Origin of the sequence: Murinocardiopsis flavida (assembly GCF_003014485.1) — a bacterium.
Lineage (GTDB): Bacteria > Actinomycetota > Actinomycetes > Streptosporangiales > Streptosporangiaceae > Murinocardiopsis > Murinocardiopsis flavida.
The window spans coordinates 104,076-119,328 of record NZ_PYGA01000002.1 but is presented as its reverse complement, the minus strand read 5'-3'; the positions used below and the strand labels follow the sequence as shown (position 1 = coordinate 119,328).

General features: G+C 74.1%; 13 protein-coding genes. 4 read left to right on the top strand and 9 right to left on the bottom strand.

The window, feature by feature from the left end:
* Window positions 1-77: 77 nt before the first annotated feature.
* Window positions 78-1,778, bottom strand: coding sequence for a hypothetical protein (locus tag CLV63_RS03235; protein ID WP_106581366.1), 1,701 nt, complete (start codon window positions 1,776-1,778; stop codon window positions 78-80).
* A gap of 455 nt (window positions 1,779-2,233) precedes the next feature.
* Here CLV63_RS03235 and CLV63_RS03230 point away from each other — a divergent pair, with 455 nt between their 5' ends.
* Both CLV63_RS03230 and CLV63_RS03225 read left to right on the top strand, forming a co-directional pair.
* Window positions 2,234-3,559 (top strand): MFS transporter, encoded by a 1,326-nt coding sequence (locus CLV63_RS03230; protein WP_106581365.1) that lies wholly within the window; start codon window positions 2,234-2,236, stop codon window positions 3,557-3,559.
* Between the two features lie 94 nt (window positions 3,560-3,653).
* Entirely contained in the window at window positions 3,654-4,349 is a 696-nt protein-coding gene (locus CLV63_RS03225) for a haloacid dehalogenase type II (RefSeq protein ID WP_106581364.1), read from the top strand.
* Window positions 4,350-4,409: 60 nt separating this feature from the next.
* Here the strand turns inward: CLV63_RS03225 and CLV63_RS03220 are convergent, their stop codons facing one another.
* The 7 genes from CLV63_RS03220 to CLV63_RS03190 form a co-directional block, all read right to left on the bottom strand.
* Window positions 4,410-5,015 (bottom strand): hypothetical protein, encoded by a 606-nt coding sequence (locus CLV63_RS03220; RefSeq protein WP_106581363.1) that lies wholly within the window; start codon window positions 5,013-5,015, stop codon window positions 4,410-4,412.
* A gap of 6 nt (window positions 5,016-5,021) precedes the next feature.
* A complete protein-coding gene (locus CLV63_RS03215; protein ID WP_211301129.1) occupies window positions 5,022-5,858 on the bottom strand; it encodes a carbohydrate ABC transporter permease in 837 nt (278 codons plus the stop codon).
* Window positions 5,855-6,823, bottom strand: a complete 969-nt coding sequence (locus CLV63_RS03210; RefSeq protein WP_106581361.1) for a carbohydrate ABC transporter permease — start codon at window positions 6,821-6,823, stop codon at window positions 5,855-5,857. Before CLV63_RS03210 ends, CLV63_RS03215 begins: the two co-directional genes overlap by 4 nt.
* Window positions 6,820-8,154, bottom strand: a complete 1,335-nt coding sequence (locus CLV63_RS03205; protein WP_106581360.1) for an ABC transporter substrate-binding protein — start codon at window positions 8,152-8,154, stop codon at window positions 6,820-6,822. The genes CLV63_RS03210 and CLV63_RS03205 overlap by 4 nt, the downstream gene beginning before the upstream one ends.
* Before the next feature lie 88 nt (window positions 8,155-8,242).
* Window positions 8,243-8,968, bottom strand: a complete 726-nt coding sequence (locus tag CLV63_RS03200; RefSeq protein WP_245928542.1) for a cupin domain-containing protein — start codon at window positions 8,966-8,968, stop codon at window positions 8,243-8,245.
* The gene (locus tag CLV63_RS03195; RefSeq protein ID WP_106581358.1) at window positions 8,965-9,885 is read right to left on the bottom strand and encodes a DUF6807 domain-containing protein; all 921 of its coding nucleotides are present in this window, start codon (window positions 9,883-9,885) and stop codon (window positions 8,965-8,967) included. The genes CLV63_RS03200 and CLV63_RS03195 overlap by 4 nt, the downstream gene beginning before the upstream one ends.
* Window positions 9,882-11,030, bottom strand: a complete 1,149-nt coding sequence (locus CLV63_RS03190; protein ID WP_106581357.1) for a Gfo/Idh/MocA family protein — start codon at window positions 11,028-11,030, stop codon at window positions 9,882-9,884. The genes CLV63_RS03195 and CLV63_RS03190 overlap by 4 nt, the downstream gene beginning before the upstream one ends.
* A 280-nt stretch (window positions 11,031-11,310) precedes the next feature.
* Between CLV63_RS03190 and CLV63_RS03185 the strand changes: the two genes are divergently transcribed.
* Window positions 11,311-12,369 (top strand): LacI family DNA-binding transcriptional regulator, encoded by a 1,059-nt coding sequence (locus CLV63_RS03185; RefSeq protein ID WP_211301128.1) that lies wholly within the window; start codon window positions 11,311-11,313, stop codon window positions 12,367-12,369.
* A 30-nt stretch (window positions 12,370-12,399) separates the two neighbouring features.
* On the opposite strand, the gene CLV63_RS03180 is transcribed toward CLV63_RS03185, so the two are convergent.
* Window positions 12,400-13,434 carry a PucR family transcriptional regulator gene (locus tag CLV63_RS03180; protein WP_106581355.1) on the bottom strand — a complete coding sequence of 345 codons (1,035 nt, stop codon included), beginning with the start codon at window positions 13,432-13,434 and terminating at the stop codon, window positions 12,400-12,402.
* Between the two features lie 229 nt (window positions 13,435-13,663).
* Here CLV63_RS03180 and CLV63_RS33995 point away from each other — a divergent pair, with 229 nt between their 5' ends.
* Window positions 13,664-15,229 carry an OmpA family protein gene (locus tag CLV63_RS33995; RefSeq protein ID WP_245928540.1) on the top strand — a complete coding sequence of 522 codons (1,566 nt, stop codon included), beginning with the start codon at window positions 13,664-13,666 and terminating at the stop codon, window positions 15,227-15,229.
* Window positions 15,230-15,253: the final 24 nt, after the last annotated feature.

Here is a 15,253-nt window from a genome sequence, read left to right as displayed (position 1 = left end):
CGGCAGATCCCCATGGGAGCGGGGGCGGCCGGGGCGGCGGCGGGCCGGGCCCGGCCCGTCCCCGCGGGCGGCGGAGGTCAGTCGTCCTCCTTGCGGCACCCCTCGGGGCGGCCCGGCGGCGGGTCGGACGGCTTGGGGTCGTCGGAGTCGCCGTCGCCGCCGCTCGTGTACTCGCATTCGGGGAATTCGATCCAGTCGCGCGGGTCCTTGCCGTTGGGGGCACCGAGGTAATGGGAGTCGATGGCCTCGCGCTCCTCCTTGCCCCACTCGATGGTGTAGCCGAGCCCCACCCCGTACAGGTTCACCCCGAAGCTGGCCGACGAGGACTCCTGCTCGGTGTCGAAGAGCGTCTTGCTGACCCTGCCGTGGTCGTAGAACTCCTTGGCGACCTTGTCCCACTCGCTGCTCTTGTCGTCGAGCTCGACCGGCGCGCCGATGTCGCCGGCCCGGTTGCCCTCGCCCGACTTCTTGCCTTCGAGCCAGCCCTCGATGAGGTCGCGGTTGTCGTCGCCGACCTCGAGGGTGGCGACCCGGGAGTCGTGGAAGCCGTCGCGCTCGGTGGTCTCGTAGCCGCCTTCGATCCCGTGCTTGCCGGTGCCCACGTCCCCGGCGAACCCCGCCTTGAACCCGGCGCCGTCGGGGGTGGCCGCCGACTCGGCCAGGGTCACCGCGAGCAGCTTGCCGTCCTTGTCGCGGGTGACCTTCATGGCGACGTTCTTCGCGCCGCGGAAGTTGAGGAATCCGACCGTGCCGTCGCCCTCGGTCGTGAACGAGTACGTCCTGGAGTACTTCGGGTTGTCCGGATCGCGCTTGTCGGTCTCCTCGATGGTCTCGCCGCTGAGCTTGCCCTCGCCGCCGAGCAGGTTGAGGCTGAGCGAGCCCTTCTTCGCGTCCTTGTCCTCCTTGCCGTCCTTGCCCTTGCCGCCGGCCGTCCCCTTGCCGAAGTTGAGGCCGAGGGATCCCTCGCCGCCGAGGGACTCCGTGGTGATCTCCGGCTCGCCGACCTCCTCGGCGAAGTCGCCCGGGTCGATGAACCCGGGGCAGTCGCGCGGGGGCGCGCCGCCGCTGCCGCCGCCGAGGCCGGGCGGCGGCTGGGGGCCGCCCGGGCACCCCACCGGCGGGCTGTGGCTCATCTCCAGGTAGGTCTTGATGTACTGCTCCCTGCGGTCGGCCTCGGCCTTCGCGTTGGGCCCGTCGAACACGAAGGTGTCGCCGACGCCCCAGGTGAGCTTCCCGCCGATCTTGCCGCCGAGGGAGATCCCGCCGCTCTTGACGACGTTGAGGTCGCCTTCGAGCTCGACCCCGATGCCCTTGGTGGAGACGCCGGTGAGCCGGACCGAACCGTCGGAGTACTCCTGCCGGATGAACGCGAACTCGTCGCTCATCCGGATGAACAGGATCTTGGTCGTGACCTTCGACCATTCCTTCTTGTAGTACTTCTCGCACAGCTTCGGTTTGTACTTCTTGTCGTCCTCGGTCTCCGGGCGCGGCGAGCCGGGCGGGCGGCACTCGGGCGGGACGGACGGCGGACCGCTCGGGTCGGGCGTGTCGGGCGACGCGCCGCCCCCGTCGTCGCCGCACTCGTCGCCGAGCCCCATGAGGTAGCACACCGCGTCGGCGACCGGCGGGCGCAGGGTTCCGGGGATCGCGACCAGGCACAGGCCCAGGACCGTTCCGGCCAGCACGATGACGGCGGCGTACTCGATGATGCTCACGCCGCGGTCGCGTGCCGGGCCCACGGCTGCCGGCCTGCGGGGGTCCATGCGGGCGGCTGCCATCTCACGGTCCTTTCGGGCGGAGCAGGGCGGTCGGCCCGCTTCGACGCGGGGAAGTGTCGACGGGCCGCAACCACAAATGTGGCTTATCGTGTTTTTCGCTTTTGTATTGAGTGACTTTAATCCGCATTCGTAGGCATCGACAGGGGCCTGAGTCCCGGCTCAGTCCCGGTCCTGGTGTGCGGCTCCGCCGCCTCCCCGTGCCGACCGGCGCCGCGGCCGTGTGGGCGGCATCACAGCCTGCGGGTATTGAGTGTGCCCCGAGGGCACGGCGTCTCCTGAGCCGTGCCACCGGACGCCGGACGTGCGGGACGCGGCGGCATCGCCCGATGCGCCGCCGCCGGAGCCCTGTGGTGCGCGGTCGGTCCCGCCGACGGGACCGGCCGCCGACCGGCCGCCGACCGGCCGACCACGGAGCAATCACGGACAGTGGGTCCACCGACAGGAGGTGCGCAGCAATGCGCCGCAGTGCCGCGGTCTACTTCGCCTCATACGGGCTGTCACTGCTCGGCAAGGGCATCGCGAGCGTCGTGATGCCGCTGCTCGTCCTCGACCGCACCGGCGACGTCCTCGCCGCCGGCGTGCTCGCGACCGCGGCGACGGCGGCCTCGGCGGCGATGGGGCTCGTGTCCGGGCTGCTCGTCGACCGGGTCGACCGCCGGACGGTGGCGGTCGCCTCCGACCTGCTCGCCGCGCTGTCGGTGGCCGCACTGCCGGTCGTCGACGCCTTCTGGGGCCTGGACCTGGCCTGGTTCCTGCTGCTGGCCATCGCCGGGGCGGTGGTCCGGGTGCCGGGTATGACCGCCCAGGAGACGCTGCTGCCCGCACTGGCGCGCCTGGGCCCCGCCCGGGCGGGGCGGCTGGACCGGCTGGTCGCCACCCGCGAGACCGTGGGGAGCGTGCTGCTGCTGGCAGGACCCGGCCTGGGCGGTCTGCTCGTCGGGCTCCTCGGGCTGTCCCCGCTGCTGATGCTGGTGACAGCGGCGACGAGCCTGCTCGCCGCCCTGACGACGCTCATGCTCGACCCGCGGGCCGGACTCGTGCCGCGCCGGGACCCCGGCCCCGCCGGCGCGCCGACCGGCGCGGTGCGCCTGGCGCTGGCCGACCTGGCCGCCGGGTGGCGGTTCCTCGGCCGCACCCGCCTCGTCCTCGGCGCGACCCTGGTCACCTCGATGCTCGTCGCCGTGCTCAGCGCCCTCCAGAGCACCCTGATGCCCGCCTACTTCACGGCGGAGGAGTTGCCGGAGCTGACCGGCCTGACCTTGAGCGCGATCGCCGCGGGCAGCATCGCCGGGTCCGCGGTCTACGCGGCCTCGGCCGGCCGGGTCCGGCGCCGCACGTGGTTCGTCATCGGGATGGCGGGGACGCTGCTCGGGTTCGGCGCGGTCGGCAGCATGGCGTCGCCGTGGGTGGTGCTCGGGGGCGCGGCGCTGCTCGGGCTGACCTACGCCCCGGCCTCGGCCGTCCTGGGCGTGCTGACCATCGAGGCCACACCGGACGCGATGCGCGGCCGCGTGCTCGGCGCGCAGAACACCGTCATGCTGGCCGCGCCCGCAGTGTCCAGCGCCCCTCTCGCGGCGGTGGCGGCCGCGGCGGGACTGCCGGCCGCCGGGGCCGTGGTCGCCGTGATCGCCGGTGCCACGGCGATCGCCGCCCTCGTCGCCCCGGCGTTCCGGTCGCTCGACGCCCCGCGGGTGGAGGACCCCGCTCCGGCGGGCTCCGCTCCCGACGACTCCGCTCCCGAGGAGCCTGCGCGGATCGCGGTGCCCGACCTCCACGCATAATCGAAGAACACGGCTTGCATCCATTACAAGCTCTCGCTAACGTAATGCCCAATACCGATCTTCAGTCATTACGCAACCGGGGGAGTCCCAACCCATGCCCGACTTCGCCACCGACGCCCTGGTGTTCGACGTGCTCGGCACGCTCGTTGACGAGCCTGCGGGCATCCGCGCCGGGATCCGCGACCTCGCACCGTCGCTCGCCGGTCCCGCCGTCGAGGAGTTGACGCAGGTGTGGCAGCGGCACATCGACGGCGAGCAGCGGCGCATCCGCGACGGCGGCCGCCCCTACACCGCGAGCGACGGCCTCGACCGCGAGGCCGCCCGGCTCGTCGCCGACACCGCCGGGACCGGCGACCCCGCCGCCGTCGCCGCGCTGGCACTGGCGGGCAGGCGCGCCCCGGCCTGGCCCGACACCGTGCCCGGCCTGGCCCGCCTCGCCGAGCGCTTCCCGCTGATCGGACTGTCCAACGCCGCCCGGACGGAGCTGCTGGGCCTCAACGCCCGCGCGGGCCTGCGCTGGCACCAGGCGCTGTCGGCCGAGGACGCGCGGGCCTACAAGCCGGACCCGGCCGTCTACGCGCTCGCCGTCACCGTGTCCGGGGTGCCGCCGGAGCGGCTGCTGATGGTCGCCGCCCACGCTTGGGACCTGCGCGCGGCGCAGCGCCTCGGCCTGCGCACCGCCTACGTCGCCCGCCCCGTCGGGGACCCGCCCGCGCCCGCCGACCGGTTCGACCTGTACGCCGAGGGCCTCGCCGACCTGGCCGACCAGCTCGGCGCGCTCGCCCGGTGAGCCGAACCCCCGCCACGCTGCCGTCCGCCGTCCGGTCGCCCGCTGTCCGCCGCCCGGCGGTCACCGGGTCGCGGGGGAGCGGAGGTCCACAGCGGTGGCGGCGAGCGCCAGCGGCCCGGGCAGCAGCGGGATCAGCAGCGGCATCGACCAGGCGAGGAGCGCCGCCACGACCACGGCGGCGGCGAGGAGGAGGCTGCCGCCCGGGTCGGCCGCCGAGCGGACCACCGCCTCGCGCACGCAGAGCCGGTGCGGGGCCGCGAGCGCGGTGGCGCGCAGCCCCGCGACCGCGGCCCCCAGCGTGAGCAGGGCCAGGGCGGGCCCCACGAATGCGGCCCCCGGCAGCGCGGCGCGCACGATGGCGAGGTCGACCAGCACCACCGCAACCAGCAGCGGCACGGCCAGCCCGGCGGCGAGGGTGCGTGCGGACAGGTGGGCGCGCAGGTGCCCGGCGTAGGCGCCGATGCCGACCGGCGCGCCGTCGGCAGCGGAGCCGCGGAGGGTCGCCGCGGCGGCGGCGAACGCGGCGGGGACCGTGGCGAGCGGAATGCCGGCCGCGCTGGTGAGCAGGCCGACGAGCAGCATGTCGGCGAAGAGGGTGAACCCGGGACCGAAGACCTCGCCGGGTTCCCTGCGGTCGGCGCGGGGCGCCGCGGGTGCGCGGGCCATGGCGGCTCAGCCCTTCAGTCCGGATGTCGCCATGCCCTGGACCAGGTAGCGCTGGAACACGAAGAAGAACAGCACGATCGGCAGCACCGAGATCACCGACATGGCGAACATGGGCCCGAACGCCGAGGTGCTGGACTGGTCGACGAAGCTGCGCAGGGCGAGGGTGATCGTGGCGTTCTCCGGCGCGAACAGGTAGATCATCTGCGTGAAGAAGTCGTTCCAGGTCCAGATGAAAGTGAAGATCGCCGTGGTGATCAGCGCCGGCCGGCTCAGCGGCAGGATGATCTCCCAGTAGGTGCGGAACGGGCCGCAGCCGTCGATCCGGGCGGACTCCTCCAGTTCGCGCGGCAGCCCGCGCATGAACTGGACCACGAGGAAGACGAAGAACGCCTCGGTGGCCAGGAACTTGGGCAGCACCAGCGGCCAGTACGTGTCGACCATGCCGAGCTGGTTGAAGACGATGTACTGCGGGATCAGCACCACGTGGTGCGGCAGCATCAGCGTCGCGATCATGAACGCGAACATCGCCTTGCGCATGCGGAACCGCAGCCGGGCGAAGGCGTAGGCGGCGAGCGAGCACGACACGACGTTGCCGATGACGGCGCCCACCGCGATCAGCATGCTGTTGCCGAGCAGCCGGGTGACCGAGACGCCCGACACGCCCTCAAGCGCGGTCGTGTAGTTCGACCACTCGAAGCGGCCGGGCCACAGGTCGAGGCTCGTCACCACCTCGTCGGCCGGTTTCAGCGACGTCGCCACCAGCCAGGCCAGCGGGTACAGCAGGACGAGCAGGCCGGCGGCCGCGACCGTGTGCGGCAGCCACCGCTTCGCGGCGATGGTCATCGTCCCCCCTCGTCTGCGTAGAAGACCCAGGACCGGGACGTGCGGAACAGGATCACGGTGATCACGCCGATGGCGAGCAGCAGCAGCCACGCCATGGCCGCCGCGTAGCCCATGTGGGAGGCGGTGAAGCCGCGCTCGTACAGGTACAGCGTGTAGAACATGGTGCCGTCGGCCGGCCCGCCGTCGCCCCCGCTGATGGCGAACGCCGGGGTGAAGACCTGGAAGGACTGGATGGTCTCCAGCACCAGGTTGAAGAAGACGACCGGCGACAGCATCGGCACGGTGATGGAGCGGAACCGCCGCCACGGGCCGGCGCCGTCGAGGGCCGACGCCTCGTAGAGGTCGGGCGGGATCTGCTGCAAACCGGCCAGGAAGATCACCATGGGCGCGCCGAACTGCCACACCGTCAGCAGGACGACGGCGTACACCGCGAGGTCGGGGTTGCCGACCCAGCCGCCGGTGGGGATGCCGACCGCGCCGAGGACGTCGGCGACCGTGCCGCCGTCGTTGAACAGCGCCTTCCACACCAGGGCGATGGACATGCTCGCCCCGAGCAGGGACGGCGCGTAGAACGCCGACCGGTAGAAGGCCCGGCCCCTGCTGAGGTTCTTCAGCAGCATCGCCGCGCCGAGCGCGAGGGCCAGCTTCAGCGGGACCGCCACCACGACGAACAGCAGTGTGGTGCCGACCGACCGCCAGTAGCGGGGGTCCTCGGTGAGCATCTCGGTGTAGTTGCGCAGCCCGATCCATCGCGGCGGGTCGAACAGGTTGTAGTCCGTGAACGAGAGGTACAGGGACACGGCCATCGGGCCGAGGGTCAGCACGCCCGCGCCGATCATCCACGGCGTGAGGAACACGTAGGCCGGCCACTGCTGCTCGCGCGTCCGGCGGCGCGCCCTTGCGGGCGGGCGCCGGTCCGCCGGGCGGGCGGCGCCAGCGGGGTCCTTGGTCGACAGGGCGCTCATGGCCTCAGCTCCCGGTTGGCGGCGTCGATGAGTTCGCGCGCCGCGTGCCGCGGCGTGGCCAGGCCGAACATCACGCGCTCGTAGTTGCGTTTGAAGGCGGTCTGGATGGCGAGGTCGCCCCGCGGCGGTGCGGCCGGCGGGGCGTCCAGGCCGTACTCCTCCATCGCCTCCGCGTACCGGTAGATCTCCCGCTCGGCGTCGGTGAGGGTCGTGGCGACGCGGGCGGCGATCGCGCGGTTGCCCGGCGTGGACCGGGTGAAGCCGAGGATGTCGCCCGCCCGCTGGTCGTTGAGGAGGAAGTCGACCAGCCGCGCCGCCTCCTCGGGGTGCCGGGTGTGGGCCCCGACGCCCAGGAGCATGGAGGGCTTGAAGTAGGTGCCGGCCCGGCCGCCGGCCGTGGGGACCGGCCCGAAGCGGGTGGACGCGCCGAGCAGGTCGGAGTACCCGGGGTAGGGCGCGTCCCAGGTGTAGTCGGCGGCCGCCAGCCCGCGGCCCATGGGGCTGGTCTCGGTGCTGTTGGCCTGGGTGGTGTCGCGGGCGGCCGCGATGGCGCCCTCCTTGCGGAGGCGGTCGCAGAACGTCCAGAACTCGGTGAGGTCGTCCTCGGTGTACCCGAGCCGGGTCTGGCCGTCGTAGAGGCTGCCGCCGCGGCTGCGCAGCCAGTTCTCGAACACGTCCTCGTTGCCGCCGCCGTCGTTGCTGCCGGTGACGGTCCGCCCGTCGGGGGACTTCAGGCCCAGCGCGGCGATGCGCCTGTTGGCGTCCGCCCAGTCCGACCAGGTCCAGCTCGGCCGGGGGGTGGGGATCCCGGCCTTCCCGTAGACCGCGGAGTCGTAGGCGTAGCCGGTGATGCCGCGCCCCATGGGCAGGGCGTACTGCTCGTCGTCGAAGGTCCCCGTCCGCAGGAACTCGCCGTCCATCTCGGCCGTGCGGATCGTCTTGTCGCGCACGGCCCCGCCCAGCGGCAGGAGCGCGCCGCTGCCCGCGTACTGGGAGATCTGGCGGTAGTCGAGCTGGGCGACGTCGGGGATGCCGCCGCCGGCGGCCTGCGTGGTCAGCTTCTGGAGGTAGGAGCCGAACTCCGCGTTCGACACGCGGACGGTGACCCCGGGGTGCTCCCTCTCGAAGAGCCGCACGGCCTTCTCGGTGCGCGCGGCGCGGTCGTCGTTGCCCCACCAGGAGAACGTGAGGACGGCTCCGCGTCCGCCGCCGTTGCCAGGGGAGCATGCGGAGAGCGGGGCGGCCAGGGCGGTGCCGAGCCCGGCGGCGGCAGCGGCCAGGACGGTCCGGCGGGTCGGGTGCGGGCGGCGGCCGTTTCGGGGTCGGGGCATGCGGGCCTTCCGGGAACGGGAGCGGACGGGGCAGGGGGGCGCCGGACCGGGCGGCCGGGCGCCCGCGGTGCGGGCGGCGGAGGGGCCCTCAGATGCCCGGGTAGACGTCCAATCGGCCGCACATGCCGAAGCGCCCGCGTTCGGTGGGGCCGGTCGCCGCGACCCGGGCGTCGGCCAGGTGCCGCACGTCGCCGCCGCGCAGGGCGGCGATCTGGGCCCCGGTCGCCGCCGCGGCGGCGTGCGCGCCGTCGCGCCAGCGCCGCTCCCACCCGTCCAGCCGGGCCCGGACCAGCGCGGCCGCCGCCCGCTGGAAGGCCGCCAGCGGCCCCGGGTCGCCGCCCTCGGTGGCGCCGCGCAGCTCCAGGAAGCGGCGGGTGGCAAGGTCGCGCCTGGTGCGCGCGGCATCCACCTGCTCGGGCTCCGGGACGTCGGCGGGGATGCGGACCGCGTCGGCGTAGGTGCCGGGGTCGGTGAGGAGGTCCGGCGGCAGGGTGAGCACCGCGTCGCCCGCCTCGGGCAGGCCGCTGTTCTGCATCACGACGGTGATCTCCAGGCCGCCGTCGTCGACCAGGCGGTGGATGGTGCCGGGCGTGAACCAGGCCACGGTGCCCGGTTCCAGCGGCGTCTCCCGGTAGCCGGACGGGGCGAGGGTCTGCACGTGCCCCCGGCCGGCCGTCACCACGTACCCCTCGCTACAGGTGAGGTGCAGGTGCGGCGTCCCGCCGCCGGGGTGGCCCTCGACGGTGGGCCAGTCGTACACGCGCAGCCGGGACACGCCGACCGCCGCGGGGAACCCGTCGTAGGCCGCGCTCACCACGCGCGCCCCGCCAGGTGGGCGGCGACCCGGTCGCGGTCCCACGCGCCGTCGGCGACGTGGACCCGGTAGCTCCGGGCGAGCGTGTCGCCGGGGGCGAGGACGAGCTCCTCGTGGAACGCCCACGACGGCGCGACGGCGGCGAACGGGTCGCTGCGCACGAACCAGTGCGCCGGGTGCGTCCCCTTCTCGCCCCCGTGGTCGTTCGCCGGGGCGTGCTCGAAGACGACGGTGGCGTGGCCGTCGCGCCCGTCGTGCTCGCCGACGTAGGCCAGCCACGGGGATTGGGCGCCCATCAGCTCGCCGCCGCCATCGGCGGTGAACACGGCGCCGTCGCGGAAGGCGCGCGGCCCGCGCCAGAACAGCCCGGTGTACCCGGCGGCGGGGCGGCCGTGCGTGGTGGGGCTGCCGAAGCGCAGCGGCTCGGCGCGCCGGTTGGTCACCGCCGAGGTCCAGGTGAACGACCAGCTGCCGGACGCGGGGTCGACGTCGCACACCTCGATGCGGCGCTCCTCCTCGGCCCACAGCGCGCCGTCGTGCGGGTGCCAGGTCAGGCGTTCGGCGATGACGGCGCGGTCGCCCGCCGCGGCGACCTCCTCGAAGGCCGTGTGGGCCATCGAGCCGACCTGCTCCGGCAGCGGGAGGTAGCCCTCGCCGTGCACGTAGGTGTTGCCGCCCCACAGGTTCTGCCCCGACAGGTGCGACGCCGTCAGCTGGAGCCCCTTGTGCCACCGGTGGTCGTTGGGGCGGTAGCCGGTGACCGGACCGCCGGACAGCGTCCGGATCGGATGCAGGTAGGGCTTGGGCGCCTCCCACGCGGCTTCGGGGCGGTACACGTAGGCGAACAGCTCGGTTCCGGTCGCCTCGTGGGCCACCGTGATCCGGTCGCCATGGGCGTGGGTCAGGGCGAGCGTCATGCGCGGTCCTCTTCCTCGCGGGTGTCGGCCGGCGCCCAGCCGGGGGCGCCGCCGTGCAGCTCGGTGTAGTAGGGGTCGCCGGGGCCGATCTCGCCCGCGCTGACGGGGGCGCCGGTGAACGCCGACTTGTACAGGGCGGTGATGAACTCCAGCGTCCGGCGACCGCCGGCGCCGCTGGTGGCGTGGCGTCGGCCGGCCTTGACGTCCGCGACGAGGACGCGCAGCTGGGCGAGGTGCGAACTGGGCTCGTCGGCGCCGAAACCGCGCCAGTCCGCCGCGGTCTCCTCGGGGACGCCGGGCGCCGGCGTGATGCGCCAGTCGGCGTTGCGGTGGCCGTACAGGTGGGTCAGCTCGATCGTGGCGCGCTCGCAGTCGATCCGGATCCTGCTGACCTCGTCCGGGCTCAGCACGCTGTTGACGACGGTGCCGACGGCCCCGCCGGCGAAGCGGACCTGGGCGGTGGACACGTCCTCGGTCTCCACGTCGTGCACGAGCCGGGCCGCCATGCCGCGCACCTCCGCCCATGGGCCCATCAGGTCCAGCAGCAGGTCGGTCTGGTGGATGCCGTGCCCCATGGCGGGGCCGCCGCCCTCGGTCGCCCAGCGCCCGCGCCACGGCACGGCGTAGTAGGCGGCGTCCCTGTACCAGGTGGTCTGGCAGTGGGCCACCAGCGGACGGCCGAACGCGCCGCCGTGCAGCAGCCGTCGGACGTGGCGGGCGCCGGAGCCGAAGCGGTGCTGGAAGACGATGGCGGCGTAGGGGTCGGTGTCGCCGCCCTTCTCCGCGGACTCGATGGCGTCGAAGTCGGCGAGGGACGGGCACGGCGGCTTCTCGCACCACACCCAGGCGCCGGCCCGGAGCGCGGCGATGGACTGCTCCCGGTGCACGGCGGGCGGCGTGCAGAGCACGACCAGGTCCGGGCGCGCCTCGGCGAGCATCGTGTCGAGGTCGGTGAACGCGTGCGGGATCCCGGCGGCGGCGGCGAGGCCGCGCGCGGCGCCGGCGGCGACGTCCGCCACGGCGACGACGTCGACCTCGCCCTCGTCCGCCAGTGTCCGGAGGGCGGGCAGGTGGGCGGCGCGCGCGATCCCGCCCGCGCCGACCACGGCCGCGCGCAGTGGGGAGTTCGAGCGGTGCGAAGACATGCGGGCCCTCTCGTGAGGCAGGCGGGGGGCGGTGCGGGCGGCGCGAACCCGTGGTGGCGGCTTCGGGATGGGACCCTGGGGAGGCCCTCCCGGGTGGGGCGGGCATCCTCGGCACGCGGGCATGCTGCGGCCGCCCGGTCTGATGTCGATGCGGCCGATTACGAACGGTTCCAACGTTGTACCCGCCGGGTGTCGCCGGGGTCAACCCTCTGCCGGGAACGGGCGGAACGCGGCGGCGGCGCAGACATTCGCCGCCGTTCTGTGCATAATCGAGGGGGATATGGATAATGGGGGCCGGTCGGTGGCAGCAGTGACGCTCAAGGACGTGGCGGCTCGATCGGGGGTTTCGATCAAGACCGTGTCCAACGTTGTACGCGGTGCACCGCGGGTGTCCGAGGCAACGCGGGAACGGGTGATGAGCGCAGTCCGCGAACTCGGCTACCGGCCGAACCCGTCGGCGCGCCGCCTGCGGACGGGGCGCAGCGGCCTGATCGCCCTCGCGGTCCCCGACCTCGCGACGCCCTACTTCGCGGAGCTCGCCCAGCACGTGCGGGCGGAGGCCGCGGCGCTGGGTCTCACCGTCCTCATCGAGGAGACGCTGGGCGACGCGACGGAGGAACTGCGCCTGGCCACCGGCGTCGGCGCGGCACTGCTCGACGGCGCCATCCTGTCGCCACTGCGCGTCTCGCTCGACGAGCTCGCCTCGGCCGCCAACGAGTTCCCGCTCGTGCTGCTCGGCGAGCGCAGCTACGAGCGCGACCGGATCGCCGCCGACCACGTCCTGATCGACAACGTCGCCGCCGCGCGCGAGGCGACCGCGCACCTGGCCGGCCTGGGCCGCACCCGCATCGCCGCCATCGGCGTGAAACCGCGGTCGTCGGCCACCAGCGGACAGCGCCTGGAGGGCTTCCAACGCGCCCTGCACGAGGCGGGGCTGACCTTCGACCCCCGGCTCGTGCCCCTGGTGCAGGAGTTCGCCCGCCGCGACGGCCTGCTCGCCATGCGGGCCCTCACCGAACTGCCCGACGGGGTCCGCCCCGACGCGGTCTTCTGCTTCAGCGACCTGCTGGCCGCCGGCGCGCAGCGGGCCCTGTACGAAGCGGGCCTCAGCGTCCCCGGCGATGTCGCCGTGGCCAGCATCGACGGCTCCGAGGAGGGGCTCTACGGCACGCCGTCCCTCACCTCCGTGGTCCCCGACAAGGGCGTGATCGCCGCACTGGCGGTGAAGTGCCTGGCGGCCCGCATCGGCGCGGCGGCGCCGCTGCCGTTCGAGGTGCACATCGCCCCGCACCGGCTGGCCGCGCGGGAGTCCACCGACGGCGCGGGACTGCGGGTGTGACCGGCGGCGGGCGGGCGGCGCGGACCCCGCTCACCCGTCGAGGAGCCGCCACGCGGTGAGGGCGAGCCCGGCCCGCGCCAGCCCGGCGGGCTCGGTGAGCTCGATGCCGAGGGTCTTCGCGATGTGTTCGAGCCGGCGGGCGACGCTGCTGTGGTGCAGGTGGAGGAGGTCGGCGGCCCGGCGCAGGGACCCGGTGGCGCAGTAGGCGTCCAGCGTCTCCAGGTCCTCCGGGGTGTCGGCCAGGCGGGCGATCGCGGCGACGTCGGCGTTGTCCCGGGCGGTGTCCCTGGGGATCTCGGCCAGCAGCGCCAGCGCGCCCAGGTCGTCGTGGTGGACGACCGGGCGGCGCTCGGTGCTGAAGCGGAGGGCGGTGCGGGCCTCCCGCCACGACCGGCACGGGCTCTCGGCGGCGCCGACGCCCGCGCGCACGCCCGCCGGGAACCGGGCCGGGTCGATGGCGGTCGCCAGGATGACGCCCACCCCGGCCAGCGGGGCGGCCTTCACCAGGCGGCCCGGGCTGACCAGGCCGCCGATCCGGTCGAGCGGGAGCAGCGACCGTACGGCGGCGACGCGGACCGGCGGGCCGGCGGCGAACCCCAGCAGCCGCAGCGCCCGCTCCCTGGCGGCCTCGTCGCTGTCGGCGCTGATGACCAGTTCGATCAGTGCGGGGTCGGCCATGGTCGTGCGGGCCGGGCCGTACCGTTCGAGGACCGCCGCGGCGGCGATGGAGAGCCGGTCCAGCACCATTTCGTCGAGCGGATTGGCCGGGCCGGGGCGCTCCAGCCACACCGTGCCGATCTCCTCCGCGTCGAGGACGATCGGCGCGGCACTGGACGCGGGCAGCGGCGGCGCGGCGGCCGGCCTGCCGTCGGGCCCGCAGCGGATGACCCGCCCCGTTCCGTGCAGCCGGATCCCCGCCACGCACTCGCCCAGCCCCGCCGAGGCGCGGACCAGCGCCGACAGGTCCACCCGTCGGCGCATCAGGGTGTCGTAGTACATGACGACGCGGATCGCGCCCCCGGCTTCCGAATCGAGTTGCGACAACCGTACGGCCAGTGCCTCCATGGCAGGAGCATAGGCGGCGGCCGGTGCGGGCCCGGGGCGGGGCGGGCGGCCGGTGGGCGGCCTGCGCGGGGGCGGGCACCGGCCGCCCGCCGCCGCGCAAAAACGGCGGGATCTTTTCCGGACCGGGCGGCGTCCAACCCAATGAGAACGCGCCGCGGCCGAGGCCGCGGCGACAAGTCCATAGCCAGTGCGAAAGTCCTTCGGTTCCCCCACAGTAAGGACCCTTGCCGTGAACCACCGCTGCACGTCTGCCGTCACCGCGTGCGCCGCGACCCTGCTGCTGGTCCTCACCACCGGCTGCGACACCATCGGCGGCGCCTTGGGCGCCGACCCCGGCGCGACCGCCCGGCCCTCGCCCGGCACCGGCGAGAAGCCCGTCACCCGCGATGTCATCGCCGAGTCCGGCGCGGCACTGGCCGAGGCCGCGCTCACTCTGAACCGGCTCGGCGCCGAGCACATGGTCGCCGAGTTCACCTTCACCAGCGAGACCGCCACCGGGCCCTGGGACAGCAACCTCTACGGCAACGTCAGCTTCCCGACCCCCGCCACCGGCGACTACCCGCAGGACGACATGAGCGGGCTCTACTGGATCGGGCCCGAGGGCCGCTCGGCGCACATGCCCTACTTCACCGAGGACCGCGCGTGCCTGTGCACGCGGTTCGACGACACCCACAAGTGGGGCATCACCAAGGAGCGGCCCGTCAAGGCCGCCGCGGTGCTGCCCGCGCCGCCCAAGGACGTCGAGAAGGTCACCGTGGGCACCGTGTTCTCCCTGCCGTTCGCCGACGTGCCCATCGGCACCGATGCGCCCGAACTCGCGGAGTACGGCATCGAGTCCCCCCGCGGCTCCGGCGCCGAAGCCGAGGTCTGGCCCCTGGTCGGCGCGGCCACCAGCAAGGACGGCGCCGAAAGCGTGCGGGAGCAGGAGGACGACACCGACGTCGACCTCTCGGCCGACGTGCTGTTCGACCTGGACGAGCACACCCTCACCCCCAAGGCCGACAAGGTCCTGGACCGCGCCGCGCGGCGCATCGAGGACTCCGGCGCCGCGTCGGTGGGCGTCGCGGGCCACACCGACGACTCCGGCACCGACGCCGTCAACGAACCGCTGTCCGAGCGCCGCGCGGACGCCGTCGCCAAGGGCCTGGACCGGCGCATCGACTCCGAGGTGGACTTCACGACATCGGGCCACGGCTCGAAGGAGCCCGTCGCCGACAACGCCACCGAGGAGGGCGCGCAGCGCAACCGGCGGGTCACCGTCACCCTGCCGCGCGCAGCCGAGGGCGCCGCGAGCAGCCCGCGGCCCGACAGCTCGGCGGCCCCGGCCGCATCCGGCAAGGGCCGCCCCATGACCGAGTTCGCCGAGACCGTGACGGATGAGGAGGAGCCGGCGTACAAGGCCGAGCTGAAGGGCCTGGGGCTGGAGCGGATCGCGACCGACACCGTGCTGCTGAGCTACGCGATGACCAGCCGCTACGACAGCACCGAGGGGCTCAACCCGTTCTGGCCCGAGCCGAGCACGACCGCGCTGAGCAGCCTGGAGGGCACCAGCGCCACCGACCCCGCGACCGGCACCACCTACGGGTCGATGGTCATCGACCAGGGCGCCGCGGTCCCCGAGGGCGCCTTCTCCACCTACTGCGCCTGCACCATCACCTCGGCCGGCGGCATGTTCGTCGCGAAGGGCGAGACCGGGACGCTGTACGTGCTGCTGCCGGTACCCGAGGACGTCGGCGTCCTCGACATCGCCCTCGGCAAGGACCTGACCTTCAAGAACGCCCGCATCGAGGATTAGCGCGCACCGTTTCGGCCCCATCCC